At 73.0% G+C, this 24,891-nt stretch carries 22 protein-coding genes; 12 read left to right on the top strand and 10 right to left on the bottom strand.

From position 1 onward, the window contains the following. Positions 1-3: 3 nt before the first annotated feature. Both egtC and egtD read left to right on the top strand, forming a co-directional pair. Entirely contained in the window at positions 4-804 is an 801-nt protein-coding gene (gene egtC, locus QSK03_RS01095) for an ergothioneine biosynthesis protein EgtC (RefSeq protein WP_285648111.1), read from the top strand. A gap of 87 nt (positions 805-891) precedes the next feature. After that, positions 892-1,863, top strand: coding sequence for an L-histidine N(alpha)-methyltransferase (egtD, locus tag QSK03_RS01090; RefSeq protein WP_285648110.1), 972 nt, complete (start codon positions 892-894; stop codon positions 1,861-1,863). Here egtD and QSK03_RS01085 read toward each other — a convergent pair. The 6 genes from QSK03_RS01085 to QSK03_RS01060 form a co-directional block, all read right to left on the bottom strand. Next, on the bottom strand, positions 1,814-2,536 hold the full coding sequence (locus QSK03_RS01085) for a hypothetical protein (protein ID WP_285648109.1): 723 nt from the start codon (positions 2,534-2,536) through the stop codon (positions 1,814-1,816). The two genes, egtD and QSK03_RS01085, sit on opposite strands and share 50 nt — an antisense overlap. Positions 2,537-2,564: 28 nt before the next feature. Beyond that, the gene (locus QSK03_RS01080) at positions 2,565-3,005 is read right to left on the bottom strand and encodes a hypothetical protein (protein ID WP_285648108.1); all 441 of its coding nucleotides are present in this window, start codon (positions 3,003-3,005) and stop codon (positions 2,565-2,567) included. Beyond that, positions 3,002-4,096 carry a hypothetical protein gene (locus tag QSK03_RS01075; protein ID WP_285648107.1) on the bottom strand — a complete coding sequence of 365 codons (1,095 nt, stop codon included), beginning with the start codon at positions 4,094-4,096 and terminating at the stop codon, positions 3,002-3,004. Before QSK03_RS01075 ends, QSK03_RS01080 begins: the two co-directional genes overlap by 4 nt. A 209-nt stretch (positions 4,097-4,305) precedes the next feature. After that, on the bottom strand, positions 4,306-4,590 hold the full coding sequence (locus QSK03_RS01070; RefSeq protein WP_285648106.1) for a hypothetical protein: 285 nt from the start codon (positions 4,588-4,590) through the stop codon (positions 4,306-4,308). After that, positions 4,587-4,865 (bottom strand): DUF397 domain-containing protein, encoded by a 279-nt coding sequence (locus QSK03_RS01065; protein WP_285648105.1) that lies wholly within the window; start codon positions 4,863-4,865, stop codon positions 4,587-4,589. Before QSK03_RS01065 ends, QSK03_RS01070 begins: the two co-directional genes overlap by 4 nt. A 132-nt stretch (positions 4,866-4,997) precedes the next feature. After that, positions 4,998-5,882: a Sco1979 family transcriptional regulator gene (locus tag QSK03_RS01060; protein ID WP_285648104.1), complete on the bottom strand. Its 885-nt coding sequence runs from the start codon at positions 5,880-5,882 to the stop codon at positions 4,998-5,000. Positions 5,883-6,073: 191 nt separating this feature from the next. Here QSK03_RS01060 and QSK03_RS01055 point away from each other — a divergent pair, with 191 nt between their 5' ends. The 8 genes from QSK03_RS01055 (at position 6,074) to QSK03_RS01020 (ending at position 16,950) form a co-directional block, all read left to right on the top strand. Further along, entirely contained in the window at positions 6,074-6,913 is an 840-nt protein-coding gene (locus tag QSK03_RS01055) for an SAM-dependent methyltransferase (protein WP_285648103.1), read from the top strand. Positions 6,914-6,963: 50 nt separating this feature from the next. Beyond that, positions 6,964-7,554 (top strand): class I SAM-dependent methyltransferase, encoded by a 591-nt coding sequence (locus tag QSK03_RS01050; protein WP_285648102.1) that lies wholly within the window; start codon positions 6,964-6,966, stop codon positions 7,552-7,554. A gap of 139 nt (positions 7,555-7,693) precedes the next feature. Continuing rightward, entirely contained in the window at positions 7,694-9,187 is a 1,494-nt protein-coding gene (locus QSK03_RS01045) for an aldehyde dehydrogenase family protein (protein ID WP_285648101.1), read from the top strand. Further along, positions 9,184-10,743, top strand: a complete 1,560-nt coding sequence (locus tag QSK03_RS01040; RefSeq protein ID WP_285648100.1) for an APC family permease — start codon at positions 9,184-9,186, stop codon at positions 10,741-10,743. The genes QSK03_RS01045 and QSK03_RS01040 overlap by 4 nt, the downstream gene beginning before the upstream one ends. Next, entirely contained in the window at positions 10,743-12,329 is a 1,587-nt protein-coding gene (locus QSK03_RS01035) for a GMC family oxidoreductase (protein ID WP_285648099.1), read from the top strand. The genes QSK03_RS01040 and QSK03_RS01035 overlap by 1 nt, the downstream gene beginning before the upstream one ends. An 82-nt stretch (positions 12,330-12,411) precedes the next feature. Further along, positions 12,412-13,278, top strand: a complete 867-nt coding sequence (locus QSK03_RS01030) for a HalD/BesD family halogenase (RefSeq protein ID WP_285648098.1) — start codon at positions 12,412-12,414, stop codon at positions 13,276-13,278. 26 nt (positions 13,279-13,304) lie between these two features. Continuing rightward, a complete protein-coding gene (locus QSK03_RS01025; RefSeq protein WP_285648097.1) occupies positions 13,305-15,086 on the top strand; it encodes a choline/carnitine O-acyltransferase in 1,782 nt (593 codons plus the stop codon). 145 nt (positions 15,087-15,231) lie between these two features. Beyond that, complete coding sequence (locus tag QSK03_RS01020; protein ID WP_285648096.1) at positions 15,232-16,950, top strand: DHA2 family efflux MFS transporter permease subunit; 1,719 nt, start codon at positions 15,232-15,234, stop codon at positions 16,948-16,950. Between the two features lie 6 nt (positions 16,951-16,956). On the opposite strand, the gene QSK03_RS01015 is transcribed toward QSK03_RS01020, so the two are convergent. Both QSK03_RS01015 and QSK03_RS01010 read right to left on the bottom strand, forming a co-directional pair. After that, positions 16,957-17,745 carry an efflux RND transporter periplasmic adaptor subunit gene (locus QSK03_RS01015; protein ID WP_285648095.1) on the bottom strand — a complete coding sequence of 263 codons (789 nt, stop codon included), beginning with the start codon at positions 17,743-17,745 and terminating at the stop codon, positions 16,957-16,959. Further along, positions 17,742-19,085, bottom strand: a complete 1,344-nt coding sequence (locus QSK03_RS01010; RefSeq protein ID WP_285648094.1) for an efflux RND transporter periplasmic adaptor subunit — start codon at positions 19,083-19,085, stop codon at positions 17,742-17,744. The genes QSK03_RS01015 and QSK03_RS01010 overlap by 4 nt, the downstream gene beginning before the upstream one ends. 10 nt (positions 19,086-19,095) lie before the next feature. Here QSK03_RS01010 and QSK03_RS01005 point away from each other — a divergent pair, with 10 nt between their 5' ends. After that, positions 19,096-19,422 carry a hypothetical protein gene (locus tag QSK03_RS01005; protein WP_285648093.1) on the top strand — a complete coding sequence of 109 codons (327 nt, stop codon included), beginning with the start codon at positions 19,096-19,098 and terminating at the stop codon, positions 19,420-19,422. Positions 19,423-19,601: 179 nt separating this feature from the next. Here QSK03_RS01005 and QSK03_RS01000 read toward each other — a convergent pair whose 3' ends face one another. Continuing rightward, positions 19,602-20,624, bottom strand: a complete 1,023-nt coding sequence (locus QSK03_RS01000) for a class I fructose-bisphosphate aldolase (protein WP_285648092.1) — start codon at positions 20,622-20,624, stop codon at positions 19,602-19,604. Between the two features lie 122 nt (positions 20,625-20,746). On the opposite strand from QSK03_RS01000, the gene QSK03_RS00995 reads away from it, so the two are divergent. Beyond that, positions 20,747-21,577 carry a siderophore-interacting protein gene (locus QSK03_RS00995; RefSeq protein WP_285648091.1) on the top strand — a complete coding sequence of 277 codons (831 nt, stop codon included), beginning with the start codon at positions 20,747-20,749 and terminating at the stop codon, positions 21,575-21,577. 140 nt (positions 21,578-21,717) lie between these two features. Here the strand turns inward: QSK03_RS00995 and QSK03_RS00990 are convergent, their stop codons facing one another. After that, a complete protein-coding gene (locus QSK03_RS00990; protein ID WP_285648090.1) occupies positions 21,718-24,549 on the bottom strand; it encodes an aconitate hydratase in 2,832 nt (943 codons plus the stop codon). Positions 24,550-24,891: the final 342 nt, after the last annotated feature.

Genomic DNA, 24,891 nt, shown 5'->3' with positions numbered 1-24,891 from the left:
GACGTGTGCCGACACCTGGCCCGCCTGGGCCCCGCACCGGTCACGCTCGCCTCGGTCGTGACCGAGCCGCCGCACTCGCTGCTGGTGCAGAGCTACGCCCCCGCCGACATGCGCGGCGGCGGCACCGTCAACGCGGACGGGTTCGGGGTGGGCTGGTACGTGAGCGAACCTCCGGGCTATAGCACCGAAGTTCGCTCACGTACGGCGCTGTACCGCCGCGACGACCCGATGTGGACCGACGCGTCGTTCCTGGACCTCGCGCGGGCGGTCGAGACCACGGCGCTCGTCGCCGCGGTGCGCTCGGCGACGGTGGGGATGCCGGTGTCGACCGCGGCGTGCGCACCGTTCCGCGGCGAGGCCGGCGGGCGCACGTGGCTGTTCAGCCACAACGGCGTCGTCCGCGGGTGGCCGCACAGCATGGCCGGGCTCGCCGCGACCCTCCCGCCCGTCGACCTGCTGACCCTCGAGGCCGCCACCGACTCGGCGCTGCTCTGGGCCTTGGTGCGGGCGCGGATCGCCGCCGGCAAGGACCCCGCCGACGCCGTCGCCGGGGTCGCCTCCGACGCCCTGGCCGCCGCGCCGGGCTCACGGCTCAACCTCCTGCTCTCCGACGGCGACCAGGTCATCGCCACCGCCGTCGACCACGCCCTGTCCCACCGCGTCGATCCCGACGGCGCGGTGACCGTGGCCTCCGAGCCGCTCGACGACGACCCCGCCTGGGCCCCGGTTCCCGAGGGCTCCCTGCTCGCCGCCCGCCCCGGCGGGGTCCACGACCCGCCCGTGGTCACGGTCGCGGCCCTCTAGCCGCGGCCCCTTCGTTCCCGACGCCGTGAACAGCAGCGCGCCCTCACGAGGACGCGCGCCCCGACCCCAGGACGTGAACCGACACCGATGAGCCTGCCCGCGCTCGACATCCATCTCACCGCCGACGACGCCGACGCCGCCCTGCGCCGGGACGCCCGCCGCGGGCTCACGTCGAGCCCCAAGGTGCTGACCCCGCAGTGGCTCTACGACGCGCGTGGCAGCGAGCTGTTCGAGCAGATCACGGCGCTGCCCGAGTACTACCCCTTCACCGCCGAGCGGGAGGCGCTGACCGGGAACGCCGACGCCATCGCCCGCATCGCGGACGCCGACACGCTCGTCGAGCTCGGCTCCGGGTCGTCGTCGAAGACCCCCGTGCTGCTCGACGCGATGCGCGACGCGGGCACGCTCGCGCGCTACATCCCCGTCGACGTGTCCCCGTCGGCGCTCGAGGAGGCCGTCCCGGGGTTGATCGAGGCCTACCCGGGCCTCGACGTGCACGGCGTCGTCGCCGACTTCACCCAGGACCTGCGCAGCGTCCCGCGCGACGGGCGCCGCCTCGTGGCGCTGCTCGGGGGGACGCTCGGCAACTTCGAGCCCGCGGACCGCCAGCACTTCCTCGAGGCGCTCGCGGACGCGCTCGACCCGGGCGAGGCGTTCCTCGTGGGAACGGACCTGGTCAAGGACGAGGCGACCCTCGTCGCGGCGTACGACGACTCCTCGGGCGTGACGGCCGCCTTCAACCTCAACGTGCTCGCGGTGCTCAACCGCGTGCTGGGCGCCGACTTCGACCGCTCGGGCTTCGACCACCTCGCGGTGTGGGTGCCCCAGGCCGGGCGGATCGAGATGCGGCTGCGCGCCCGGCGTCCCATGCACGTGCGGGTGCCGGAGCTGGACCTCGAGGTCGACTTCGCCGAGGGCGAGGAGATGCGCACCGAGATCTCGACGAAGTTCACCCGCGAGCGCATCCGCGGGGAGCTGGCCGCCGCGGGGTTCTCCCACGACGGGTGGTTCACCGACCCGCAGGGCCGGTTCGCGCTGTCGCTGGCCGTCCGTCGCTGAGCGGGACGAGCGGCGAGGACAGCTCCGCCGCGAGCCCCGGCACCAACGGGGACGCCACCGACGACACCGTGCCGGAGAGCGCGGTGGTCGCGGTGGTGGGTTCCGGTGCGCCGCGCGGCGCCATGGCCGAGAGCGGTGCGGCGCCGCCGAGCGGGGCCGGCTCCTCGACCGCGGGCTCGTCCCCGGGGTCCTCGGCCGGGGCGACGGGCGCGGGGTCGTCGACCACCCAGCTGCCGTCGACGGGGCGGCGCGCGAGCGTGGGGCCGGCGGTGAGGGCCTCCACCGAGACGGTGCGCAGGCGCAGGCGCGCCCGGGTGACGTGACGGGGGGAGCCGTGCACGACGACGGCCACCACCAGCCGCTCGCCGTGCGGGTCGGGCACGGCGTGGAGCAGGTGGTGGTGGCCGTCGTCGGTGCTCACGGTGAGCTCGGCGAGCTGCGGGCCGGCGACGACCGCCGCCGCCCGGACCATGTCGGCGTGGGCGGCGCCGAGCAGCTCGACGTCGGCGAGCGTGGGGTGCTCACCCGGGTCGTCGACGTAGCCGTCGAGGACCAGGCCGCTGTCGACGTCCACGAGGGTGGCGGCGACGATGCGGCGGTCGTCGAGCAGGGGCGTCAGCACCGCCGACAGCCCGTCCGACCGCACGCACGTCAGGTGGCGGTGTCGACCCACCCTCGCCGCTCCCGTCCGCGGACCGGCGTCAGCGCCGGCCGGCCTGCTGGTAGTAGCCCTGGTCCTGCGCGGGCACGGCCGGGGCCGACGACGGGTCGTCGAGGTAGAAGCGCTGGCCGATGACCTTGAGGTCGCGCCGGGCCATCGCGAGGTTGGCCTGCTGGCGGTTGAGGACGAGGTAGAAGAACATCTTGTCCTCGGGGTTGCCGTAGATCGGCCGGATCAGGTGGTACTGCGTGTCGAGCGTGATCAGGATGTCCTCGATCGTCTCGCGCAGGCCCAGCTTCTGCATGACGTCGAACTTCGCGCGCACGACCTCGGAGTTGCCGGGGGCGGCGACGTCGAGGTCGAACTCGGCACTGCCGCCGCGGGAACCCAGGGTCATGCCGCTGTCGTAGTCCACGATCGCCACGGCGAACGCGCCCTTGATGTTGGCGGCCGCGTTGAGGGCGTACTCGATGTCGCTCATTCTCTGTTCCTCCGTGTCGGGGTCGCTCCGGGAGAGCGGGGAGTGGTGGTCGGGTCGGCGCCCTCCGGGGCGCCGGTGAGCGCGGGCTGCGGGGTGCGCCCGAGGCGGAGCAGGCCCGCCAGCACACGGCGCAAGGTGTCCGGGTCGGAGCGCCAGCGCTGACCGAGCACGCCGGCGCTGTCCGGCGTGACCCGACGCGGTGCGGCGTCGGGGGGCGGGATCGGCGCGGCCGGGGCCGCCGCCGGGACCGACGGTCCGGGTGGGCGCCGGGGTGCCGGGAGCACCGGCGGTCCCGCGGGCGCCGCCGCGGCGACCGGGCCGGCGTCGGCGGTCGTCCGGGTCCGTCCGGGGACCCGGGTCGGCCAGGGTGCCGACGGCGCCGAGGGTGACGCCGGCACCGCTGATGCCGGCGACGATGCCGGCGTCCGCGCCGGCACGGGAGCCGGCGCGGAGGTCGAGCGAGTCCGGCGGTCGCGCGTCGCGGGGGACGACGGGGACGGGGGCGCGGACAGGGGCGCGGGCGCAGCCGCGGACACGGGTGCGGACAGGGGCTCGGAAGCAGGCGTGGACACGGGTGCCGCGGCGGCGGGGATCGCGGGCGCCGGCGGGCGCGGCACGGGATCGGGAGCGGGCGTCCGGGCCGGCTCCAGCGCGAGGGTGCGCACCACGCCGACCGCGGCGAGGCGGCGCCGGGCGAGCGCGAGGTTGCCCTGGTCGCGGCGGACGCGCAGGTACACCCAGGCCCCGGGTGCGGCCGGGGTGTCGAGCCGGCGCAGGAGGTGGTGCGCCACGTCGGTGGTGACGATCAGGTCGTCGAGGACGAGCTCGCGGTCGACGGCGACCGTCGCGGCGCGGCGCCCCCAGGCGAGGACCGCGGCGACGGTGTCGTCCCGGGTGCCCTCGTCGTCACCGAGGTCGGCGATCACGTGGTCGCCCGAGGCGTCGATGAGGGTCGCCCGCGTCAGGCCGGGCAGCTCGTGCAGGGGTTCGAGGAGGCCGCCGCGGGGTGGCGCCGCCGGCGTCCCGGGGGTGGTGACCACCCGGGGCGGGGCCCCCGTGGGGACCGCCGTGGACGTCGCGGCTCGGATCACGAAACCCTCTCGCTGGACTCTCGCTGAGATCACGAGCGTAGGACCGTGTTATACGGAGAGCAATTAGCCGTTCGGCTGACGCGACACCTGTACGGGTGACGCAACGACCGTCCGTAGACGGAGTGACTACGCTACGCCGAACGGTCGCTGCGCCTGGCGATCGGGTGGTCCCCCGTCGGCGCTACCACCGATCGGGCGATCCGGACCTCTCAGGCGGAGGCGCGCGGGACGAGGCGCGACCACAGGCTGCCCCCGCGCCGGTCGTCGGCGCGCGCCGCCCCGGGAGCGGGCTCGTCGGCGACGTCGGCGCAGGACGTGCAGCGGCCGGCCGGGGGAGCGGCGAGGGACGACGCCCACACGGTCGCGCGGCAGAGGGCCTCGAAGCGCCCGTCGCCGCCCTGGGCGGCCAGGAACGCGGCGTCGGAGACCGCGTGGTCGGCGCCGTCGACGGCGCACGTCAGCCACATGAGCCGGGAACCGTCGCCGCGCCTCACGAGGCCGGCTCCGGAGCGCCGTCCGCGCCGAGCAGGTCGTCGTACGCGCCGAGCAGGTCGTCGTACGCGCCGCCCTTGATGTCGGCGAGGAACGCCGTCATCTCGGCGACGGAGAAGACGAGGGCCGGACCCTCGGGGAAGCGGGAGTTGCGCACCGCGACCCCGCGGCGGCTGACCGGCGCCAGCTCGACGCAGTTGCCCTGCTTGCCCGACCGGGCGCTCTTGCGCCAGATGACGTCCGGCAGGGCGAGCTGTGCATTCGCCACCTGGCCCATGCGACCGCCTCGATCATCTGCACGTGCATCCGACAGTGCACGAACGATAGCAACCGTGCGGATCATCTGCACGTGCAGATGCCGGTTCCGGCGGGTCGCAGGAGCGGGATCACCCCGCCCGCGACGGACCCGTCAGGCGGGCCGGCGCTCGGCGGCGAGCTTCGTGAGGTACTGCCGGGTCTCGTCGGGCGTCAGCGCGTCGACGGCGACGCGGTCCATGACCCGGCTGTAGGCCTCGACCTCCGGGCGCTTGTCCAGGTAGGACGCCCCGGTCAGGTGCTCCTGGTAGACGAGGTCGGGCAGCTCCGGCTCGGCGAACCGCAGGATGGAGAACGTGCTCTCCGCGGCGTAGCCGGACAGCGTGAAGGGCAGGATCTGCACCACGACGTTGGGCAGCGAGGAGAGCTCGAGCAGGTGCTCGATCTGGTCGACCAGGGCGCCGTGACCGCCGATCGGGCGGTGCAGCACGGCCTCGTCGACGATCGCCCAGACCGTCGGCGCGTCGCGGCGGCCCAGCGTCTGCTGACGGCGCATGCGCACGGCGAGGCGACGCTCGTCGTCGGAGCTCGCGCGTTCCGGGTGGCCCGACGTGATGATCGCCCGCGCGTACGCCTCGGTCTGGAGCAGGCCGGGAACGAACAGCAGCTCGTAGGTCTGGATGCGCGAGGCGCTCATCTCCAGGCCGACGTAGTCCTCGAACCAGTCGGGCAGCACGTCGCCGTAGGGCTGCCACCAGCCGGGCTCGTTGCTGCGCCGGGTCATGTCGAGGAGCAGCTCGCGCTCGTCGTCGTCGGTGATCCCGTACATCGTCAGCAGGTCGGCGACGTCGCGCTCCTTGAAGCCGACCTTGCCGGCCTCGAGGCGGCTCATCTTGGAGTCCGACCCGCGGATCGACCACGCCGCGTCCGACCGCGCCACCTGGGCGCGCTCCCGCAGCCTGCGCAGCTGTGCGCCGAGGATGATCCGTCGTGCAGTGGGTCCGGCGCCCTCGGGCTCCTGCTGCTCCCGTTCGGTCACGCTCGTGCGCTCCCCAGCTCTGCTGTCCGGCCCGATCCCCGGCGCGGCCCGCGGACGTGCACTCCGCCGCGAGGTCGAGACGTTACACGGCGCGAGGCCGCCCTGTCCGCTCGCCGACCCGTGACCGTCTCGTTCCGCGTACTCTCCTAGGGTGATCGTCCGTCCGTGACGTACCTCGCGATTGGTTGCCGATGACCGCTGCGCACTCCTCGTCCCGCTCGGGGTCCGCTCCTGCCTACATCGACACGAGCAGGGCGAGCATCGCGCGCGTGTACGACACGGCCCTCGGCGGCAAGGACAACTACCCCGCGGACCGCGAGGTCGTCGACAAGCTGCGCCAGGTCGCGCCGGAGATCGAGCAGTTCACGGTCGACCACCGCGCCTTCCTCGTCCGCGTCGTGCGGTTCCTCGCCGGCCAGGCCGGGATCGACCAGTTCCTCGACCTCGGATCGGGCCTGCCGACCGCGGAGAACACCCACCAGGCCGCCCAGCGGCTGTGTCCCGAGGCCCGCGTGGTCTACGTCGACAACGACCCGTCGGTCGTCGCGCACGGGCGCGCGCTGCTGGAGGAGAACGACCAGACGTTCTTCTCCCCGGGCGACCTCACGCACCCGGCCGAGGTGCTCGAGGACCCCGTGGTCACGCGGAACATCGACTTCTCGCGCCCGCTCGCGCTGCTGCAGATGGGGACGCTGCACCACTACGACGAGTCCGACCTGTCCTGCGCCGAGATCATGAAGCAGTACGTCGACGCACTGCCCTCGGGCTCGTACGTCGCGCTGAGCCACTTCCTCGACCCGCAGGACGACGACAGCGTGGTCGCCCGGCGCATGGAGGACGTCTTCCTCCACAGCCCGCTGGGCACCGGCCGCTTCCGCACCCGCGACCAGATCCTCGCGATGATGCCGGGGCTCGACCTCGTCGAGCCCGGGCTCGAGCTGTGCGTGAAGTGGTGGCCGGACGGCCCGATGCTGAGCCCGCTCGTGCCGGCGCAGCGCTGCATCGCGGGTGTCGTGGGCCGCAAGCCCTGAGCCCGGGAGACAGCGGACGAGCGAGCACGCCGACAGGGGAGCTCGACCCGGTGAGCGGGGCCGACCGGGACCGCTGGGACGCCCGGTTCGCCGGTCTCGGGCCGGCCGAACCGGGTCCACCGGACGCGCTCGTCGGCCGCGAGGTTCTCGTGCCCGCCACGGGGCGCGCGCTCGACCTCGCCTGCGGCCGCGGCCAGGTCGCGGTGTGGCTCGCACGCCGCGGCCTCGACGTGGACGCCGTCGACGTCTCGCCCGTGGGCCTCGCCGCGGGCCGCGCCCTGGCGCCCGACGTGCGATGGATCGCGGCGGATCTCGACGAAGGGCTGCCCGTCGCGGTCACCCGCCTCCGGCGCGGCAGCTCCGCTGCGCTCCGTGCCGCCGGCCCGTACGACATCGTCGTCTGCCAGCGCTTCCGCGACCCGGCGCTCTACCCGGCCCTGGTCGATGCCCTCGCCCCGGGCGGGCTGCTCGTGATCAGTGTGCTGTCGGAGGTCGGGGACGAGGGCGGACCCTTCCGCGCCGCACCGGGCGAGCTGCTCGCGGCGTTCGGTCACCTCGACGTCGTCGACCACGACGAGGGCCGCGGGCGCGCGAGCCTCGTCGCGCGTACTCCGGACAGGCGGCGCGGGCCGTCGCGCTAGTCCGATCGGCGCCCGTCGATCGGCTGCTGCGCCGCGTGTGGCGGCTGTCAAGGCGTGGTGCGATCGCTAGGAGAAGGTCGATACTCGTCGGGCCCTGGCACAGGGCCGTCCGGGTGACGACGGGGAGGGGAATCCGGCTGTGGCGGAGCTGTTCATCGACGGAGCGTGGACGTCGGCCGTCGACGGAGGGAAGCGCGAAATCCGGTCACCGGCCGACGGGCACCTCGTCGCCGAGGTCGACGAGGCCGGGGCGAAGGACACGGAGCTGGCCATCGGGGCCGCCCGCCGCGCGTTCGACGACGGCCGGTGGACCTCGGTGCCCGCGCCGGAGCGGGGCGGGCTGCTGCTGCGGGTCGCGGATCTCATGGTCCGCGACAAGGCGCGCCTCGCGCGGGCCGAGACCGACGACACCGGCAAGCGGGTCGCCGAGTCCGAGATCGACATGGACGACATCATCAACTGCTTCCGGTGGTTCGGGCACCTCGCGGCGTCCGACGACGGGCGCCTGGTCGACACGGGCATCCCGGCCGCCCGCAGCAAGGTCGTCCACGAGCCGGTCGGTGTCTGCGGGCTGATCACGCCGTGGAACTACCCCTTGCTGCAGACCGCGTGGAAGGTGGCCCCGGCGCTCGGCGCGGGCTGCTCGTTCGTCCTCAAGCCCAGCGAGCTGACGCCGCACACGGCGATCATCCTCATGGAGCTGCTGGCCGAGGCCGGGGTGCCCGACGGCGTCGCGAACCTCGTGCTCGGGGCCGGGGCCGCCGCGGGCGCGCCGCTCTCGACCGACCCCCGCGTCGACATGGTCAGCTTCACCGGCGGCCTGGTGACCGGGCGGCGGATCATGGAGTCCGCGGCGCCGACGGTGAAGAAGGTGGCCCTCGAGCTCGGCGGCAAGAACCCGCTCGTGCTCTTCGCCGACGCCGACCACGAGACGGCCGTGGACAACGCCCTCACCGCGATCTTCCTGCACTCCGGGCAGGTGTGCTCGGCCGGGGCGAGGCTGGTGGTCGAGGAGTCCGCGCACGACCGGATCGTCGACGACCTGGTGCGCCGTGCCGAGCGCATCCGGATGGGCGGCCCCGACGACCCGGAGACCGAGACCGGGCCCCTGATCTCCGCCGCGCACCGCGACAAGGTCGAGGCCTACGTGGCCGCGGGCGTCGCCGAGGGCGCCGTGCTGCGCTGCGGCGGCGAGCGCCCGACCGACCCGAAGCTCCGGGACGGGTACTTCTACCCGCCGACGATCCTCGACCGCTGCACCCAGGACATGACGGTGGTCCACGAGGAGTCCTTCGGGCCGGTGCTCACCGTCGAGACGTTCACCGACCTCGACGACGCCGTCCGCATCGGCAACGACACCTCCTACGGCCTCGCCGGCGCGGTGTTCTCGTCCGACCACGGCACGTGCGAGGAGGTCGCGGCCCGGCTGCGCCACGGCACGATCTGGATCAACGACTTCGGTCCGTACGTCCCGGCCGCCGAGTGGGGCGGCTTCGGCCACTCCGGGGTCGGCCGGGAGCTCGGACGGGCCGGCCTGGCCGAGTACCAGGAGCCGAAGCACATCTGGACCAACACCCGGCCGGGCCCGACCGGGTGGTTCCCCTCCTCCACACAGCATGGGAGTGGTTCATGAGCACGAGCCACGAGAAGGAGCACAAGCAGGCCAGCGCTACGGACGCCGAGGACATCGACGAGTTCGGCTACAAGCCGAGCCTCGTGCGGTCCCTCGGGAGCTTCCACACCTTCGCGGCCGGCATCAGCTACATCTCGATCCTCACCGGCACGTTCCAGCTCTTCTACCTGGGGCTGGGCACCGGGGGCCCGTCGTACTGGTGGTCCTGGCCGCTGGTCTTCGTCGGGCAGCTGATGGTGGCGCTGTGCTTCTGCGAACTGGCCGCGCGCTTCCCGGTGGCCGGGTCGATCTACAACTGGAGCAAGCGGCTCTCGAACCACGGCGTCTCGTGGCTCGCGGGGTGGACGATGCTCACCGCGTCGATCGTCTCCATCGCCGCCGTGGCGCTGGCGCTGCAGGCGACGCTGCCGGAGATCTGGTCGGGCTTCCAGTTCATCCCCGAGGACACCACCAACGCCGAGGCGCTCAACGGCGTCATCCTGGCCGCGGCCCTGATCGTCTTCACCACTGTGATCAACGCCTTCGGCACCAAGCTGATGGCGCAGATCAACTCGACCGGGGTGTTCATCGAGCTGATCGCGGCGGTCCTGCTGATCATCCTGCTGGCGATCAACATCGTCCGCGGGCCGCAGGTCGTGCTCTCGAACGGCGGGATCGACACGAGCGGGCGCCCCCTCGGGTACGCCGGCGCCTTCCTCGTGGCGATGTTCGCCTCGCTCTACGTCATGTACGGCTTCGACACGGCGAGCTCGCTGGCCGAGGAGTCGCACGACCCGCGGCGCAACGCGCCGAAGGCCATCCTGCGGGCGCTGTTCTTCTCGTTCCTGCTCGGCGGGCTGATCCTGCTGTTCGCGATCATGTCGGCGCCGGACCTCGCCGACCCGACGTTCAGCCAGCTCGGCGGGCTGCAGGCCCTGGTCCTCGCGGTGCTCGGCCCCTTCGGCGGCACCATCATCCTCGTCGCGGTCGCCGTGGCCGTCGTGGTCTGCGCGCTCGCCGTGCACGCCGCGGCGATCCGGCTCGCGTTCGCGATGAGCCGGGACAACAACCTGCCCGCGGGCACGAAGCTGTGCACGATCAGCCCGCGCTTCGGCACCCCGGTGGTCTCGTCGGTGACGATCGGGGTCATCGCGATCGTCCTGCTGCTGGTCACCTTCAGCCCGCAGATCTACACGGTGGTCACGTCCATCGCGATCATCATGATCTACACGGCCTACCTGCTGGTCACCGTGCCGATGCTCTTCCAGCGCCTCCGCGGCACCTGGCAGCCCCGTCCCGACGGCTTCTCGCTGGGCCGCTGGGGGCTCCCGGTCAACATCCTGGCGATCATCTGGGGCGGCCTGATGACCGTGAACCTCGCCTGGCCGCGCAACGAGATCTACAACGCCAGCGAGCCCTTCCACTGGTACCTCCAGTGGGGCGGCGCGCTGCTGCCGGGGATCATCCTCGGCGCCGGGTTCGCGTACTACTGGTTCGTGCAGCAGCACAAGACGGGCGTCGTCGCCGAGCACGCCCGCGTCGACACCCCGACCGACAAGCCCGTCCAGGAGGCGTGATGGCCGGCCCACAGAGCTCCGGGAACGAGTTCGACTACGTCGTCGTCGGCGGGGGGACGGCCGGATGCGCCGTCGCCTCGCGGCTGTCCGAGGACCGGGACGTCTCGGTGTGCCTCATCGAGGCCGGCCCCTCCGACGTCGGCGACGACGCGATCCTCGACCTGAGCCGCTGGATGGAGCTGCTCGAGTCCGGCTACGACTGGGACTACCCGATCGAGCCGCAGGAGTCGGGCAACTCGTGGATGCGGCACGCCCGCGCGCGGGTGCTGGGGGGCTGCTCGTCGCACAACTCGGCGATCGCCTTCTGGGCGCCGAAGGAGAACCTCGACGACTGGGCCGCCGGCGGCGCGACGGGGTGGACCGCCGACGAGTGCTACCCCTTCTACCGCAAGCTCGAGACCGCCCTCGACACGACCGCGGAGGCCGAGGCGCCGGGCCGGGGCACCGACGGGCCGGTCACCATCCGCACCGTCGGGGACAAGGACCCCTGCGGCGAGGCGCTGCTCGAGGCGTGCGAGCAGGTCGGGCTCCCCGTGACCCCGTTCAACACCGGTCGCACGGTGCACCGGGGCGCGAACTGGTTCCAGGTCAACGCGAAGACCGACGGCTCGCGGTCGTCGGCGTCGGTGGCCTACATCCACCCGAACCTGGACCGTCCCAACCTCACGCTCATGACCGGCTACCGGGCCGAGAAGCTGAACCTCGACACGTCCGGGGCCCGTCCGCGGGCGACCGGCGCCCGCCTGCGCACGCCCGACACCCGCCACGCCGTCGACGTGACCGCCCGGCGCGAGGTGATCCTCTCCGCCGGGGCCATCGACGGGCCCAAGCTGCTGATGCTCTCGGGCATCGGGCCGGCCGCGCACCTGCGGGACATCGGCATCGACGTCGTGGTCGACGCCCCCGGCGTTGGGGAGAACCTGCAGGACCACCCCGAGGGCCTCGTGCAGTGGGAGGCCCTGCAGCCGATGCCGACGGCGTCGACGCAGTGGTGGCAGATCGGGATCTTCGCCGGCGCCGAGGGCCGGGCGACCCCCGACCTGATGTTCCACTACGGGTCGGTGCCCTTCGACATGAACATCGTCCGTCACGGCTACCCGACCGCGGACAACACGTTCTGCCTCACGCCGAACGTCACCGGGGCGCAGTCGAAGGGCACGGTCCGGCTCTCCTCGCGCGACTTCCACGACAAGCCCAAGGTCGACCCGCGCTACTTCAGCCACGACCACGACCGCGAGGTCATGATCCGCGGCATCAAGGTGGCCCGCGAGATCGCGGGGGCACCGGCGCTGAAGGAGTGGGTGGGCACGGAGCTCGCGCCGGGGGACGCCGCGCAGTCCGACGAGGAGCTCTTCGAGTACATCAAGAACACCCACAACACCGTCTACCACCCGTCGTGCACGGTGAAGATGGGCGCCGATGGCGACCCGCTGGCCCCGGTCGACCCGCAGCTGCGCGTCCGGGGCGTCGACGGCCTGCGGGTCGCCGACGGTTCGATCATGCCCGACCTGATCACGGTCAACCCGTGCATCACCACGATGATGATCGGCGAGCGCTGCGCGGACTTCATCAAGAACCCGCGGTAACCGGCCGACGCCCCCACGCCGGGCCCGCCCTGACCTGTTGGACGGGGCGGGCCCGGCGTGATCATCGCTACGGTTCACCCCCGTGGGTGGGGACGTGCTCGGCGGGCGGGGGATCGACGAGATCGTCGATCCGCGGCGCCATCCCCTCGACGACCCCGACGACCCGGTCTGGCGCGACGTCGTCGATCGCGCCAGGGCGCAGCTGCGCGCCGAGGGGTGCACGGTTCTGCGCGACGTCGTGCGCCCCGAGCGGCACGACCTGCTGCGGGCGCAGGGTGACGCCGTCGCCGGAGCGGCACACACCGATGTCGCCGACGTGAACGTCTACAACACGGACCCGGACCCCACGCTGCCCGACGACCACCCGGCCCGCGTCGTGCTGCAGCGGCGCAACGCGTTCGTCGCCCGCGACCGCATCCCCGCCGACCACATCGTCGCGCGGCTCTACGCCCACCCCGGCCTGCACCGGCTGCTCGCCGCGTGCTTCGAGGTCCCCGAGGTGCACCCGCTGGCCGACCCGTACGCGGGCCTGACGCTCAACGTCGTGGCCCCCGGCGGCGACCACCCGTGGCACTTCGACACCAACGAGCTCGCCGTCAGCCTGCTCACCCGGGCGCCCTCGTCGGGCGGCCAGTTCGAGTACTGCCCGGGCATCCGTGCCGCCGGCGACGAGAACCTCGCCGGCGTGCGGGCCGTGCTCGACGGCGACCGCACGCCGGTGCGCCGCGTCGAGCTGCGCCCCGGCGACCTGCAGCTGTTCCGGGGACGCTTCGCGCTGCACCGCGTGGCGAGGGTGGAGGGCCGCTCGCCGCGGCACGCCGCGATCCTCGCCTACAGCGAGCGCCCCGGCGTCGTCGGTTCCCCGACGCGGACCCGCCAGCTCTTCGGCCGCGTCGCCCCCGAGCACCTGGCGGGCGCGACCGTCCGGGGTGACACGCTGCAGGACTGACCCCGATCACCGGCGAGAGGACCAGCATGACCGGGACGTTCGACGCCGAGGACGGCCTGCCCCGGGTCCCGGTGCCGGCCCTGGCCGACAGCGCCACCCAGTTCCTGGAGTGGTGCGACCCGCTGCTCGACGCCGATCAACGGGCCGAGACGCGGGCCGCCGTCGACCAGCTGCTGCGTCCCCACGGCCCGGGCCCGGTGCTCCAGGCCGCGCTCGAGGCCTACGACGCCGCACCGACCACGCACAGCTGGCTCGACGACTTCTGGGAGTCGCGCTACCTCGGACGGCGCGACAGGATCGCGCTCAACGCCAACTTCTTCTTCCTGTTCACCGACACGGCTGAGCACGACCAGGCCGCGCGCGCCGCCGCGCTCGTGCTCGGCGCGCTCGAGCACAAGCACCAGGTCGACAGCGGGGCGCTGCCGCCGGCGACCCGCAAGGGCGCGCCGATGACGATGGAGCAGCACCGCTACCTGTTCTCGTCGACGCGCATCCCCGGCGACGAGCAGGACACGGCCCGCACGCCGTACACCGAGCAGTGGCCGGGACCGTCGCGGGCCCGGCACGTCCTGGTGTTCGTGCGCGGGCACGCGTTCCGTCTGGACGTGCTCGGCCCCGACGGCACCGCCCACACGGCGACGGAGATCGCCGAGGGGCTCCGTGCGGTGCAGGAGCAGGCGGGGTCGCAGCCCGGTCCCGGCGTCGGTCGGCTCACCACCAAGGCCCGGGCGGAGTGGGCCGCGAGCCGCCGGGCGCTGCTCGACGAGGGCAACGAGGCCGCGCTCGACGACGTCGAGACCGCGCTGTTCGCGGTGGCGCTCGAGGACGTCGCGCCCGACGACGACCGGGCGCGGGGCGCCCAGCTGCTCGGCGGCGACAGCACCAACCGCTGGTTCGACAAGTCGCTGACCTTCGTCGTCTTCGCTGACGGCGCCGCGGGCATCAACACCGAGCACTGCCGCCTGGACGGCACGACCGTGCTCGCGCTGGTCGACGGCGTCCTCGGGGCGAGCACGGACGAGCACGCCGAGCGTCTGGGGGCCCGCGCCCAGGGCGTCCCCGCGCCCTCGGAGCTCCCGTTCGTGGTCACCGACGAGCGGGCCGCCGACATCCGGGCGGCGGGGGAGGACTTCGCCGCCTACGCCGGGTCGATCGCGACCCAGCTGGTGCTGTTCGACGACCTCGGCAGCGACCGGATCAAGAAGCTCGGCGCCTCGCCCGACGCCTTCGTGCAGATGGCCTACCAGCTGGCCCACGTGCGGGCGAAGGGCTTCGTGGGCGCCACCTACGAGTCGATCGCGACGCTGCAGTTCCACCACGGGCGCACCGAGGCGATGCGCGTCGTGACGCCCGAGATCCTCGCGTTCACCGCCGCCATGGACGACCCGGGCGCCGACGACGCCGCGCGTCGCGAGGCGTTCGAAGCAGCGGCGGCGGCGCACGTTCGCCGTGCCCAGGACTGCCAGGCCGGGCGGGCGCCCGAGCAGCACCTCTGGGAGCTCTCGCTGATCCAGCAGCGCCGGGGGGCGTCGTTGGGTGCCGCGGAGCCGCTCGAGGTCGTCGACTCCCCGGGCTGGCGCGTCATGCGCGACGACTACCTGTCGACCAGCTCCGCGCCGTCGCAGCACGTGCGCGTCTTCGGCTTCGGCTCGACGAGCACCCACTGCATCGGCGTGGCCTACGTGCTGCTGCCCGGCCGGCTGGTCGTGCACCTGTCGACGCCGGCCGCGGTCGGGGAACAGATGGAGCGCTTCGCGACCGAGCTGCGGCGGGCCGTCGACGGGATCGCTGCGCTCCTCGAGGGCTGACGCACACGATCGTGTGACCTGGGAGCGACGATCGTCACCGTGGGCTCCGGGTGAAGCGTCGCTCAGTGAGCCGTAGCCTCGACGTGATGATCGCGCCACACGGCCGGGGAGCCGCGTCGGCACGCCCCGCTCGCAGGAGGGCCACGTGACGGCCAGGCCCGGGACGCAGGAGTCGCCCGCGACCCCGTTCGATCCGCCGGAGGAGTCGGACGGGCAGGCCCACCGGAACGGCAACGGGAACGGGCACCGCGGCGGCTCGACCGTCACCACCACCGCGCCGGCGCCGGCTCAGCCCGCGCCCGCTCCGGCCGCGGCCCCGGCTCCACCCGAGCCCGTCGAGGCGCCGGTGTCCGGCGGCTCGTCGAACTGGGTCGTGGCGCTGCTGGTGCTCGTCGCCGGCATGTTCATGTCGGTGCTGGACATCAGCATCGTCAACGTCGCGATCCCGGTGATGCAGAACGACTTCGGCGTCACCACCGAGGACATCTCGTGGATCTCGACCGCGTACTCGCTCGCCGAGGGCGTCATCGTCCCGGCCAGCGCCTGGCTGGGCCTGCGGCTCGGGCTGGGCCGCGCGTACATCGTCGCCATGATCGGCTTCGCGATCGGGTCGGTGCTGTGCGGGCTCGCGTGGGACCTCAACTCGATGATCGCGTTCCGCATCCTGCAGGCGATCCCCGGCGGCGTCATCCCCGTCGTGGCGCTGACGATGCTCTACAAGATCGTCCCGAAGGACCGGCTCGGCGCGGCGATGGGCATGTACGGCCTGGGCATCGTGTTCGCGCCGGCGATCGGCCCGACGCTCGGCGGCTACCTCGTCGAGTACGTCGACTGGCGGCTGATCTTCTTCATCAACGTGCCGATCGGCGTGGTCGGCACGATCGCCGCGATGATCTGGCTGCCGAACTTCGGGCCCGCGAAGGCGCAGCGCTTCGACCTCTGGGGCTTCGTCACCATCGCGTCAGGCCTGTTCGCCCTGCTGCTCGGGCTGCACGAGGGCGAGGACTGGGGCTGGACGTCCTACCCCGTCATGATCCTCCTGACCTACGGGGTGCTCGCCCTCGCCGCGTTCGTGGTGATCGAGCTCGAGGTGGAGAAACCGCTGCTCGACGTGCGGGTGTTCGCCACCTGGGCGTTCTCGAACTCCCTGATCCTCATCGCGGTGATCTCGGCGGGCCTGTTCGGCGTGCTCTTCTACATCCCGCAGTCGCTGCAGCAGAACCAGGGCCTCGGCGCGTTCGAGACGGGCCTGCTGCTGTTGCCGCAGGCGCTGGTGATGGCCGTGATCATGCCGCTGGCCGGGCAGATCTACGACCGGATCGGCGCCCGCTGGCCCGCCGTCGCGGGCTTGATCATCACCGCCTACGGCACGTGGCTGCTGCGCGACCTCACGATCGACACGTCCCACACCGAGCTCGCCTGGATCCTCGCGTTCCGGGCGGCGGGCATCGGGCTGGCGATGATGCCGATCATGACCGGCGGCCTGTCGTCGCTGCCCCCGAACCGGATCGACGGCGCCAGCGCGTTCAACACCGTGGTGCAGCGCTCGTCCTCGGCGATCGGGCTGGCCGCCATGACCGCCCTGATGACCGGCGTGCAGTCCCAGGGCTACGCCGACCGCGCCGGCCTGATGCCGACGGACGCGGCGGGGTCGGGGTCGTCGTCGGGGTCCTCGGGGTCCTCGATGAGCTCGGTGCTCGGCGACTACCAGATGTACAGCCAGCTGCAGACCCGCGTCTTCGACACATCGTTCGGCGACCTGATGCTCGTCACCACGGCGCTCACGGCGGCCGCCGTGCTCCTCGCCCTCCTCCTGCCCAGCGGGCGCCCGGCGCCGAGCGAGGGCCCGCGGGTGATGGAGTAGCGGTCTTCAGCCGTTCTTGTGGATGTTGACCTCGACGTTCATGCCGGGGATCAGCTCCAGGCCCTGGAGGTCGTCGATCGCGATCTTCACCGGGATCACCTGGGTGACCTTCTGGAAGTTCCCCGAGCTGTTCGACTGCGGCAGCGGCGAGAACACGCCCGCGGCGCCGCCCTGGACCTCGCGGACCGACCCGGTGAACGTCCGGTCGCCGTAGGCGTCGACGGTGAAGTCGACGGTCTGGCCGGGACGCACGTCGTTGATGTCGGTCTCGTCGATCCGGGCGGTGACGTACACGTCGCCCGGGTCGTAGGCGATCGCCAGCTGCTGGCCGGCGGTGACGTAGGCGCCATCGGTGGTGTCGCTGGTCGCGACGGTGCCCGCCGCGGGCGCGCGGATGGGGCGCTGGGGCCGCACGTAGCCGCCGTCGATCTCCACGCGCCCCACGACCTGCTCCGGGCGGAGCACGGCGCCCTGGGTGCCGGTCCAGCCGACGAGGGTGCCGCTGGTGGGCGCCACGATCGGGATCTGGGTCCCGTCGACCTGCGCGTTGTCGGTCGAGACGTACTGGCGCGCGTCGAGGAAGTAGCTCAGCGTGAAGCCGATCGCGGCGAGCACCGCGACCAGCAGGATGATCGCGAGCGCGATCCTGGTCCGCCGGCTCATGGAGCGGCGGCCACCGCCCTCGGTGCTCTCGCCCTCGCCGCTCTCCGTGGCCTCGGACGTCTGCGTGGCGACGGAGCCGGTGTCGGCACCGTCGGTCCCGGGACGGTCGGTGCCGCCGGGGCCGGCGCTCACCGGCGCGCCGTCAGCAGGACCTGCTGACCCTCGACGAGACCGCTGCGGACCTCGGTGCGGTCGGCACCCACGAGGCCGGGCACGAAGGGCATGGGCACCTGCGTTCCGTCGGACTGGACGACGACCACGGAGGTGCGGTCGCCCTGCCTGATGATGGCCGAGTTCGGGACGCTCAGCGCGTTCGTCCCCTCGCCCGTGATCACCGACGTCTGGGCGGTCTGACCGTCCTTGAGACGCGGGTCGGGGCGCGCCACGGCGACCGTGACGTAGTAGTTGATGACGTTCGCGATGTCGGTCGACGCCGGCGACACCGCCAGCACGGTGCCCTCGATCGTCACGTCCGGCAGGGCGTCGAGGGTGACGTGGGCGGGCTGGCCCGGGCGCAGTGCGGCGGCGTCGATCTCCTGGAACGGCGCGACCACGGAGAAGCCCGAGGTGCTCTGCAGCATGATCAGTTCCTGGCCGCCGGGCCGGCTGGGGGAGGCGCCGCCTCCCGCTCCGGCGGACGCGGCCGCCGCCCCCGCTCCCGCGGCCGCCGCCCCGGGGATGGCGGCCGTGCCGCCGGGCGCCTGCGGCGTCAGCCCGGAGCTCGGCTGGGTGTACTCGCCGACGGCCCCGTTGATCGCGGTCACGACGCCGTCGACGGGCGCCGTCAGCGTCGTGTTGTCGAGTGCGCGCTGGGCGTTCTCCACCCCGACCCGCGCGCCGTCGACCTGCGCCTGCGCGCCGTCGAGCTGGTGGGGCCGGTCGGCGCGCGTCGCGTCGAGCTGGTTCTGCACCTGGACGAGACCGTTGCGGGCCTGGGCGATCTGGACCTGCCCGGCGGCCTCGTCGAGGTTCTTCTTGCTGCGCGCCTGCTGGACCTGGCCCTCGGCCTGCGCGGCGGCCTGCTGCGACTGAGCGGCCTGGCTCTGCGCGCCGGGGAGGAGGATGCAGGCGTTCGGGTTGCTAGCCGGAGGCGTCAGCGGGGGGAACATCCGCGGCGCCCCGTACGAGCTGGCGCCACCTTGTGCCGCGCAGTCCGCCTGGGTCTGCGCGAAGTTCGCCTGCGCTGCCGTCGCGCCTTGCTTGGCCTGATCCGCCGCCTGTTCGGCAGCGTGGATCGCGTCGTCGTCGGCGTCGAGTGTCGCGTCGACCTGGTCCTCGGTGGCCTGCACGACCCGCCGCGCCGAGGCCACGGAGTTGCCGGCGCCGTCGACGGCGGTGTTGTCGAGCGCCTGCTCGTACGCCGCTTCCTGGCCGTCCAGCGCGGCCTCGGCCTGCGCGAGCTGCTGGCGGGCGTTGAAGTCGTCGATCTTCGCGAGCACCTGGCCCGGCCGGACCTCGTCACCGACCGACACGTTCAGCTCGGTGAGCTGGCCCCCCGAGCCGAAGCCGAGGTTGTTGGTCGCCGTCGCGGAGATCGATCCCTGCGCCGAGACGCCCGTCTCGACCGCCGCCCGCGACACCGGCACCGTGCGCGGGGGCGGCGATCCGCCGCTACTGCACCCCGCCGCCGCCACCATCAGCGTGATCATTGCCATGGCCCCGACGGCCTTCCGGGGGGAGCGGAAGATCATGCTCGGGCCAACGACCTTCAAGCAGCTGAGTGACGATTCATCGGTCGCCCGTGCGGCTCATGTCACACGGTCGATCGGCGGAGTCTTCGTCACCCGTCCGCCGCAGCACGCCCGGTGACCACCCCGTCGAATTCCGAGCGACGGGCACCTTCGCTCGGCCCATCCGAGCGACGGCGCCCTCCGCTCCGCGCCGCACGGCCCCTCCTCCCGCACGAGAAGCACGTTCCGCAGCCCGGCACCCCTGTCGATCATGCGAAAGGTGCCTCTCGCGGGGGCGGGCTCTCCCGGACCCGGTGCTCAGGACGCGGCACGCTCCGCGTCACGGCTCCACTCGCCGCGGTTGGCGGCGCCGGTGACGCGCAGGCGCTCGGCGAAGGCGTCCTGGGCGGCCGCGACGTTCTCGTCGGCGCCCGCCCACACCGACATCGGGCGGCTCTGCAGCGCGCGGGCGTAGGAGAAGCTCACGATCCACGGCTGGGGGCCGCGGCGGGCGATGGCGTCGAGGTTGGCGTTCGCCTGCTCGTCGGCCTGGCCGCCGGAGAGGAACACGATCCCGGGCACGGCCGCCGGAATGGTGCGCCGCAGCACCGCGAGGGTACGGTCGGCGACCTCGTCGGGGCCGGCCTGGTCGGCGCCGGCGTAGCCCGAGACCACCATGTTGGTCTTCACCAGCACGCCCTCGAGCGCCACCCGCTGGCGCCGCAGCGCCTCGACGGTCGCCGCGAGCACCTGCTCGGTGACCTCGGCGGAGCGGTCGATCCCGTGGGCCCCGTCCATGATCGACTCAGGTTCGACGATCGGCACGAGGCCGGCCTCCTGGGCCAGGGCGGCGTAGCGCGCCTGGCCCTCGGCGTTGAGCGCGATCGCCGTGGCGGTCGGCAGGGTGTTCGACACGGTGATCACCGAGCGCCACTTGGCGAAGCGCAGCCCGAGGTCGGCGTACTCGGCGAACCGTTCGCGCAGCCCGTCGAGACCCTCGGTGACCTTCTCGTCCGGGAAGCCCGCCAGGTCCTTGGCGCCGGCGTCGACCTTGATCCCGGGCAGGACGCCGCGGCGGTGCAGCAGCGCGACCATCCCCGTGCCGTCGAGCGCGTCCTGGCGCACCGTCTCGTCGTAGAGGATCACGCCGCCGAGGTGCTGCTCGACGTCCTTGGTGGTGAACAGCAGGTCGCGGAAGCGCCGGCGGGTCTCCTCGGTGGACTCCACACCGACGGCCTCGAGCCGCTTGGTGATCGTCCCGGTGCTCTCGTCGGCGGCCAGGATGCCCTTGCCGTCGGCGAGGATCTCGCGGGCGGTCTCCTGGAGCGCAGGTGTCGTCATCGTCGTCTCCTTCCCTCCGCGCCCAGAGGATTGACGGTGCGGGCCCCGGTCATGCGGGTGCCCGCCCGCCCGTGTCCGAGTTAGGGTCACCTCACTCGATCACGGCAGGGGAAGGGGGACGGGTGACGACGGCGTCGACGACACGTCCGGAGGTCCGGGTCCGGCGGGCGGTCGTCCGGGGCGTGGAGCGCCCGACTCCGCGGGTGGTCCGGGTGACGCTGGCCGGGCCCGAGCTCGCCGACCTGCCGGTGGTGGCCCCGGACGGTTATCTCAAGCTGTTCTTCCCGCGGCCCGGCGAGATGGTCCCGCAGGTGCCGACGCTCGACGATGGCGACGTGGGCTCCTGGTTCCGCCGCTACCTCGCGATGCCCGACGACGTCCGCCCGCCGATGCGGACGTTCACGCTGCGCCGCCGGCGGGAGGACCCGGTGGAGATCGACGTCGACTTCGTCCTCCACGACGAAGGCCCCGCCCGCGACTGGGCGCTGCGCGCCACGCCGGGCGAGCACCTCGCGTTCACCGGCCCCTACGGGCTCTACGCGCCGCGCGAGGACCACGACGCGGTGGTGCTGGCCGGGGACGAGACGGCGGTGCCGGCGATCGGCGCGATCGTCGAGGGCCTGCCGCCCGGCCGGCGGGTGACGGTGCTGGCGAGCGTCCGGGACGTCACCGAGCAACAGGTGTGGGCGACCGACGGGGACGTCACGGCGCACTGGACGGCGCCCGAGCGGCTCGCCGAGCGCCTGCGCGACCTCGACCTCCCCGGCGAGCGCCCCTACGTCTGGCTCGCCGGCGAGGCCTCGGAGGTGAAGGCGATGCGCCGGCACGTCGTCCGCGAGCGCGGCGTCGACAAGCGCGACGTGTGCTTCACCGGCTACTGGCGTCGCGGGCGCACCGAGGAGCAGGAGGTGCGCGCCGCGATGGACGGCACCGCGGACCCCGCCGAGGACTGACGCTCGCCCGTCCAGAGCCTCGGCGACGCCCGGATGCGCACCCCCGTGACGAACGAACGGCGCTCTCGCTGCTTCGGTAGCAGCGAAAGCGCCGTTCGTTCGGGAACACCACGCGCACCCAGCGGAGCGCGCTGCGCAGGTCAGCCCAGCATCTTGCGCAGGACGTAGGGCAGGATGCCGCCGTTGAGGTAGTACTGCGCCTCGCCCGGGGTGTCGATGCGCAGGCGCGCGTCGAACTCCACCGCGGAACCGCCGTCCGCGGGCGTCGCCGTGACGTGCACGGTGTCGGGCACCTCGCCCTCGTTGAGCGCCGTGACCCCGCTGATCGCGAAGGTCTCGGTGCCCGTCAGGCCGAGCGAGTCCGCGTCCTGGCCCTCCGGGAACTGCAGGGGCAGCACGCCCATCCCGACGAGGTTCGAGCGGTGGATCCGCTCGTAGGACTCGGCGATGACGGCGCGGACGCCGAGCAGCGTCGTGCCCTTGGCCGCCCAGTCGCGCGACGAGCCCGAGCCGTACTCCTTGCCCGCGAGGACGACGAGCGGGGTGCCCTCGGCGGCGTAGTTCTGCGCGGCGTCGTAGACCGCGGCCTGCTTGCCGCCCTGGGTGAAGTCGGCGGTGTTGCCGCCCTGGTCGAGCGCGCCACCGTCACCGGTCGGCAGCAGGTTCCGCAGCCGGATGTTGGCGAACGTGCCGCGGATCATGACCTCGTGGTTCCCGCGGCGCGAGCCGTAGGAGTTGAAGTCCTTGCGCTCGACGCCGTTCTCCTTGAGGTACCGGCCGGCCGGCGAGTCCTCCTTGATCGCCCCGGCGGGGGAGATGTGGTCGGTGGTCACCGAGTCGCCGAGCTTCAGCAGCACTCGCGCGCCCGACAGGTCCGACACCGACGACGGCTCGCGGGACATGCCCTCGAAGTACGGGGGCTTGCGCACGTAGGTCGAGGTCTCGTCCCACGTGAACGTCTCGCCCTCGGGGGTGGGCAGCGAGGTCCACCGCTCGTCGCCGGCGAACACGTCGGCGTAGCCCTGGGTGAACTGCTCGGGCGAGAGCGCCGAGGTGATCGTCTCCTGGATCTCCTGCGGCGATGGCCAGATGTCCTCGAGCGTCACCGGCCCGCCCTGCGGGTCGTGCCCGAGGGGCTCGGTGGCGAGGTCGAGGTCCATCGTCCCGGCCAGCGCGTAGGCGACGACCAGCGGCGGGCTCGCCAGGTAGTTCATCTTGACGTCGGGGTTGATGCGGCCCTCGAAGTTGCGGTTGCCCGAGAGCACCGCGGCGACGGCGAGGTCCTCGTCGTTCACGGCCTTCGAGATCTCTTCGGGCAGCGGGCCCGAGTTGCCGATGCACGTGGTGCAGCCGTAGCCGACGAGGTTGAAGCCGAGCTTCTCGAGGTAGGGCAGCAGGCCCGAGCGCTCGTAGTAGTCCATGACGACCTTGGACCCGGGCGCCAGCGAGGTCTTCACCCACGGCCGGCGCGCGAGGCCCTTGTCGACCGCGTTCCGCGCGAGCAGCGCCGCGCCGATCATGACCGACGGGTTCGAGGTGTTGGTGCACGAGGTGATGGCCGCGATCGTCACCGCGCCGTGGTCGAGCTCGAGCTCGGTGCCGTCGGAGAGGGTGACCGGCGTCGGGTGCGACGGGCGCCCGCTCGGGTCGGCCGGCTGCTTGTGCACGACCGGCCGGTCGAACTCCTCGTTCCGCGTCTCGGCCGGCGGGTCGGAGGCCGGGAAGGACTCGACGTCGGACTCCTCGGAGCCCGCCTTCGGGTCACCCCCGTTGTCCACGTAGTCCGGCAGCGACTGGCGGAACGACTCCTTGGCCGCGTCGAGGCGGATCCGGTCCTGCGGGCGCTTCGGGCCGGCGATCGACGGCACGACCGTCGACAGGTCCAGCGACAGCGTCTCCGAGTAGTCCGGCTCCGCCGACGGGTCGTGCCAGAGGCCCTGCTCCTTGGCGTAGGCCTCGACGAGCGCGACCTGCTCGTCGTCGCGGCCGGTGAAGCGCAGGTAGGTCAGCGTCTCGTCGTCGATCGGGAACATCGCCGCGGTGGAGCCGAACTCCGGGCTCATGTTGCCGATCGTGGCGCGGTTGGCCAGCGGCACCGCGCCGACGCCCTCGCCGTAGAACTCGACGAACTTCCCGACGACGCCGTGCTCGCGCAGCATCTCGGTGATCGTCAGCACGAGGTCGGTGGCCGTCGCGCCCGCGGGCAGCTCGCCGGAGAGCTGGAAGCCCACCACCTTGGGGATGAGCATCGAGACCGGCTGGCCGAGCATGGCCGCCTCGGCCTCGATGCCGCCGACGCCCCAGCCGAGCACGCCGAGGCCGTTGACCATCGTGGTGTGCGAGTCGGTGCCGACGAGCGTGTCGGGGTACGCCTGGCCGTTGCGGGTCATCACGACGCGCGCGAGGTGCTCGATGTTGACCTGGTGCACGATGCCGGTGCCCGGGGGGACGACCTTGAACTCGTCGAACGCGGTCTGGCCCCAGCGCAGGAACTTGTAGCGCTCCTCGTTGCGCTGGTACTCGAGCTCGACGTTGCGCTCGAACGCGTCGGGCGTGCCGAACAGGTCGGCGACGACCGAGTGGTCGATCACGAGCTCGGCGGGCGCCAGCGGGTTGACGTTCTGCGCGTCCCCGCCCAGCTCGGTGACGGCCTCGCGCATCGTGGCGAGGTCGACGATGCAGGGGACGCCGGTGAAGTCCTGCATGACGACGCGGCCGGGCACGTACTGGATCTCGGTGTCCGGCTCGGCGGTCGGGTCCCACTCCGCGAGCGCGCGGATCGACTTCTCGGTGGTGACGAGTCCGTCCTCGGTGCGCAGGAGGTTCTCCAGCAGCACCTTGAGGCTGAACGGCAGACGCTGCGAGCCCTCGACCGCCGACAGGCGGAAGATCTCGTAGGACTGCCCGCCGACCTCGAGGGTGCCCTTTGCACCGAACGAATCAGCGGATTGGTCTGGCGAGCTCTCGGACACGTTCCTCCTCGTTCCTCGCGGGCGCGGCCCTGTGGTGGTCGGCCGCGACCGGGGTCGCTACGGTTCCCGGCGGCGTCGCCGAGACGGTCCGGCCCGGTGCCCGCTGTCGTGCGGGTCCGGACGGCCTGTCCTCCGGTGGTGGTCCGGTCGGCACAGCTCGTGCCTCCCGACGCCGGAGACGACGCTCGACCCGGGGGTCGGCCGGGAGTCTCGCGCACCCTCGCGGGCGCCGCACTCCCGCCCTCACCAGCGTACGGCGGACGCCCCGGCCAGGTGCCCCGTGACGGGCCCGGTCACCGGCCCGCACCCCACCCGGCCGGGCGATTCGCGCCACACCGGTGC

Origin of the sequence: Actinomycetospora sp. NBRC 106375, assembly GCF_030269665.1 — a bacterium.
Classification (GTDB): domain Bacteria; phylum Actinomycetota; class Actinomycetes; order Mycobacteriales; family Pseudonocardiaceae; genus Actinomycetospora.
Note: the sequence above shows the minus strand (reverse complement) of the source record. Positions and strands in the feature narration are given on the sequence as shown.

Excerpts from the sequence above, each read along its gene's own strand:
- egtD (WP_285648110.1), top strand. The coding sequence starts at position 892 with ATGAGCCTGCCCGCGCTCGACATCCATCTCACCGCCGACGACGCCGAC.
- QSK03_RS01040 (WP_285648100.1), top strand. The coding sequence starts at position 9,184 with ATGAGCACGAGCCACGAGAAGGAGCACAAGCAGGCCAGCGCTACGGAC.
- QSK03_RS01055 (WP_285648103.1), top strand. The coding sequence starts at position 6,074 with ATGACCGCTGCGCACTCCTCGTCCCGCTCGGGGTCCGCTCCTGCCTAC.
- QSK03_RS01000 (WP_285648092.1), bottom strand. The coding sequence starts at position 20,624 with ATGACGACACCTGCGCTCCAGGAGACCGCCCGCGAGATCCTCGCCGAC.
- QSK03_RS01065 (WP_285648105.1), bottom strand. The coding sequence starts at position 4,865 with ATGGGCCAGGTGGCGAATGCACAGCTCGCCCTGCCGGACGTCATCTGG.
- QSK03_RS01025 (WP_285648097.1), top strand. The coding sequence starts at position 13,305 with ATGACCGGGACGTTCGACGCCGAGGACGGCCTGCCCCGGGTCCCGGTG.
- QSK03_RS01080 (WP_285648108.1), bottom strand. The coding sequence starts at position 3,005 with ATGAGCGACATCGAGTACGCCCTCAACGCGGCCGCCAACATCAAGGGC.
- QSK03_RS01035 (WP_285648099.1), top strand. The coding sequence starts at position 10,743 with ATGGCCGGCCCACAGAGCTCCGGGAACGAGTTCGACTACGTCGTCGTC.